Source organism: Atribacter sp. (assembly GCF_035418125.1).
Classification (GTDB): domain Bacteria; phylum Atribacterota; class Atribacteria; order Atribacterales; family Atribacteraceae; genus Atribacter; species Atribacter allofermentans.
On record NZ_DAOLQM010000083.1, the window covers coordinates 1 to 3,238 of the forward strand.

Sequence of the window (3,238 nt, forward strand, 5' to 3'; positions counted from 1 at the left end):
GCCTGAATAAATATATCCAAAGGTTGAGTTGATGTCAAGGGTAAGAAACAAAAAATCTATTTATTTTTATAAAGATAAGCCCTGCAACAGCTTTGATACTTAAACAATTGATAAGTGCAACATCGACCAAGAAACCCACCTGCTCAAGCTGATAATTATTAGAAAAAATTTTAAAGATAAATCCCTTAATGTTCTTTTTTTATTATTATACAACCTTAAAACAATATTCATTAAATGATATAATAATTTGAATAATATTACCGGAAAGGGGATTTCTATGAACCAGCCTAAGGTAGCTTGTGTTCAATTTAAACCGGTATTGGGTAACGTTAAAAGGAATTTAGAAACTATTAGCAATTTTATCGAAAAAGGAAAAGAACTCAAAGTTGATATTATGGTTTTTCCAGAGCTTTGTGTTCAGGGATATGATCCTAAATTAGTAGCATCCAAAGCAGAAGCACAGGGTGGCAACTCATTTCAACTCCTCAGCGAAGCCAGTAAATTTTCCGGAATTTATTTGGTTGTCGGTATTGCCGAAAGATTAAAAGATAAACTATTCAACTCTTCAGTTTTGTTTTATCCCGATGGAAAAATCGGAGTATATCGAAAAGTCCACCTTTGGTCAACAGAGGCTGAAATTTTTACTCATGGTAGTGATTATCCAGTTTTTGATACAGAATTCGGCAAAATAGCAATGTGGATCTGTTACGATACTCGTTTCCCCGAAGTTGCTCGAATTTTAGCTCTTAAAGGAGCTCGTATTGCTCTGGTCCCTACCGCTTGGTTGGCACGAGATATCGAACACTGGAAATTATCAGTTTGTTCACGGGCTTTGGATAACTTTATGTATGTTTGTGGAGCTGACGAAATTCTCCAAACTGAATACCATCAATCCCATGGAGCAAGTATAATCGTTAATCCTCACGGACAAATCATCAGCCAAGCCAATCTCATGGAGGAAATGGTTATATCCTCAACTATCGACCTAAGTAGCGTAGATGAATTACGGCATCTGATACCGGTTTTTGAGGATCGGCAAAAAAGTACTTATAACCGCCTGTACACTTAAAATAATAAACTATACACCTATTCGTAAACCAATCCTTCATCAAGCATAATAAGATAATTGTTTATAGGAACATAATTAGCTATCGAATTTCCTGAACCCAGAGCGTAACCTCCCGTATTTTGACACTTTTGCAGGATCAATCGAACATAGTTACGGAGCTCCAATTCATTGCATCGAACTAATTTGTCCAAATCCACGCCGCCGAGGACACCAGTTCGCGATCCATATTCCTTTTTATATTTAACCACTGATATTACTTCTTCCTGAAACGAATGAAAAGCGTCAATGCCCACCCAGTTAATAAGGTCATCCATAATGGGTTTTAATTGCCCACAGGAATGAAGGAAGTAGATTTTCCCTTTCAAATGAGCCAATTCACAAACTTTTTTATGCCAGGGAAGGACGTATTTTTTTAAAAAAGCCGGAGATAGCATGGTTGAAGTTTTAAATCCCATATCATCACCTTGAAAAAATCCACCAATCCCTTCTAAGTCGGAAAGTCGAAGATAAAAGCGATACATAATATTGCCCACTTTTTCAAATACCGCCTCGACCAAATCCGGCTCATCGAATAACAAATAACTCATATTCTCAATTCCCAATAAATTTTCACTCACTACTTCTAACAATCCACTACTTCCGGCAACTAAAAGCTTCATCCCTTCAGGCATTTCTTCTTGAGCAAGAAGATAAGGTGACAAATCAATATCTTCAGGATCTGGCCAGGGGTAGTTTTCAAAATTCTCCCAATTGGCTATAATCCCTTTCTTCTCTTCTACCCAGTTCCTGGCTCCCCTCGACAAATAAGCTGTATCATCGGTTTTTCTCATCTGTGATGGAAACTCCAAACCAATTCCAGGTATATCGATAATCATGGTGTAATCATAGCCCATTCGATACCACCAGTTAACATATTGTTGGATATACTGCCTTTGAGTTTGAGAAGTGAGTGGTACCATTTCTTCTAAAAAATATTTCTGACTGATTGCCGAGATAATTTCCTGATCAATCAATAGTTCAACTTGATGAACTTTAGCCGGTTTTCTTTTCTTGGTAACAACCTCGATAAATTGTTGAAAATCCGGCTGAGCTTCTTTCTTTTGAATAAACTCAATAATTCTCATGAAAACTTTTCCTTTATAATTTAAAAATTAATGCCATTTTTTGGATTTTACTTTCTAATTCATCACAACCAACCAATAACCGGTGACGCCAATTCGGATATTCGTTAATGGTTCCCGGTATATTCAGTTGAACATCACTTTCTATTAAATCATCCAAATTGACAATTTTCAATGTCGAAGAAGTTTTAGATAGATAGAGAAGGATAGCTTCAAGTAAATCCTCAAAGGTATCAGTTTCCCGCCAATACCCCCACTCCATTAGCTTACTTTTTATTTCTTGTATTCTATGTTGGCGAATCTGATATTGTTCAGCCGCTTCCTCCGGAGTAAATAAATTTAATTTTTCTCTTAAATCGATATCTTTCCCTTCTAAAAATGCTTTCAAGGGAGGCATATCGTGGGTTCCAATAGTCACCATGGTTTCCCTTGGATAACATTCTGGCGCTGGGATAAAACCCTTATGGTCACTCTCAAAATAGAGGACTCGAGTAGAAAGAATTTTATAAGCTTTCATGGCTTCTCTTACCTGAGGAGGAACTGTCCCCAAGTCTTCGCCTATAACAATTACTTGTCGACGATGGCTTTCGAGAGCAACAATTCCTAATAAGTCCTGGAAAAAAGATCGAACATAGGTTCCATGTTTTGGATCACATCCTTCGGGAATCCAAAATAAACGATACAATCCCATAATATGATCGATGCGAAGAAAAGAACAGTATTTCATATTCGCTTGAATAAGTGATATAAAATGAGAGTAATGTTTCTCCCTATCCTTCCATGGATTCACCGGTGGAAATCCCCAGTTCTGACCAGCCGGAGAAAAATCATCGGGGGGAGCTCCGACTCGCTGAGAAAATACAAATAGGTCCTGATTAAGCCATGACTCAATACCGGTTGGAGAAGTTCCCACTGGCAGGTCAAAAGCCAGCATATTCGACAACTGAAAATAGGTTTTCAGATAGATCTCCATGAGCCACTGTAAAAACAAAAAATAATTAACTTCCTCATGATTTTTATTAATAAATTGAGCGACAGCCTCTTCATC

General features: G+C 37.3%; 3 protein-coding genes. 1 reads left to right on the top strand and 2 read right to left on the bottom strand.

What is annotated here, in order from left to right; all coding sequences use genetic code 11:
• The first annotated feature begins 277 nt into the window (after positions 1-277).
• Positions 278-1,069 (top strand): carbon-nitrogen hydrolase family protein, encoded by a 792-nt coding sequence (locus PLK24_RS05695; RefSeq protein ID WP_324477148.1) that lies wholly within the window; start codon positions 278-280, stop codon positions 1,067-1,069.
• A gap of 17 nt (positions 1,070-1,086) precedes the next feature.
• Here the strand turns inward: PLK24_RS05695 and PLK24_RS05700 are convergent, their stop codons facing one another.
• Both PLK24_RS05700 and malQ read right to left on the bottom strand, forming a co-directional pair.
• Complete coding sequence (locus tag PLK24_RS05700; protein WP_324477150.1) at positions 1,087-2,193, bottom strand: uroporphyrinogen decarboxylase family protein; 1,107 nt, start codon at positions 2,191-2,193, stop codon at positions 1,087-1,089.
• 13 nt (positions 2,194-2,206) lie between these two features.
• The coding region (gene malQ / locus PLK24_RS05705) for a 4-alpha-glucanotransferase (protein WP_324477151.1) at positions 2,207-3,238 on the bottom strand (1,032 nt) is incomplete at its 5' end.

Bases quoted from the DNA above. Each gene is read 5' to 3' on its own strand.
- PLK24_RS05695 (WP_324477148.1), top strand. From the start codon at position 278: ATGAACCAGCCTAAGGTAGCTTGTGTTCAATTTAAACCGGTATTGGGT.
- PLK24_RS05700 (WP_324477150.1), bottom strand. From the start codon at position 2,193: ATGAGAATTATTGAGTTTATTCAAAAGAAAGAAGCTCAGCCGGATTTT.